Source organism: Salinivibrio costicola subsp. alcaliphilus (genome assembly GCF_001996185.1).
In the GTDB taxonomy this organism is placed as follows: domain Bacteria; phylum Pseudomonadota; class Gammaproteobacteria; order Enterobacterales; family Vibrionaceae; genus Salinivibrio; species Salinivibrio costicola.
Genome location: NZ_MUFR01000117.1, coordinates 1 through 702, shown reverse-complemented (window position 1 = coordinate 702; position 702 = coordinate 1). Strand labels below are relative to the sequence as shown.

At 39.9% G+C, this 702-nt stretch carries 1 protein-coding gene; it reads right to left on the bottom strand.

Features of this window, described 5'->3' with window-relative positions; all coding sequences use genetic code 11:
- A partial coding sequence (locus tag BZJ21_RS15425) for an ISAs1 family transposase (RefSeq protein ID WP_108743194.1) occupies window positions 1-702 on the bottom strand: 702 nt, incomplete at both ends.

The window sequence follows — 702 nt, the reverse complement described above, 5'->3', positions numbered from 1 at the left end:
AACATCGAGTTGCCAGTGCATTGATTCAATTAACCAGTGCGAGCGAGTGGCATCATGAAGCTCTTTCGCTGTCAGTGCTTTTGAACTTATATAATAGCGTACAGAAATATCGGATTCGTCGGCGTGTTTACCTTCTTGTCGAACACTGACCATGATGCCCATCGTTTTTAATTCAGGCCAATCATAAGACAAATCACCTAATACACTTAAATCGGTATTGATGAGTGCACATCGTGTTTCTAAACGTCCATGCGATTTCTCTTGTGATGAGTAGCTATCACCATCAAATTTTTGAAGCATTGAAGGCCGGTAATAATTATCAAACGCTTTATCTAACTTACCTTGGTTTCCTTTAACAGCGAGCAAATAATCGGCATTTTTATTAATGATTTTCTGTGCGATTTTTCGCTGACAACCCATGGCGTCTATAGTAATTAAACACCCAGAAATATCGAGCAATTCCAGCAGCTTAGGTATTTCAGTAATCTCATTGGTTTTACTATTTACCTTTGACTGTCCGAGGCATACACCATTTGCGGTTGCGAACGCATTAACCATATGAATCGCAGCTTGGTCTGTTGCTCGGTTATATGAACCCCTCAGTGTTTTTCCATCAATGGCAACCACTTCACCATCCGTTAATTCATGACACGATTTCATCCATTCTATGAAGGCTTTTTGTAATGCTTTTGTACTGATGGT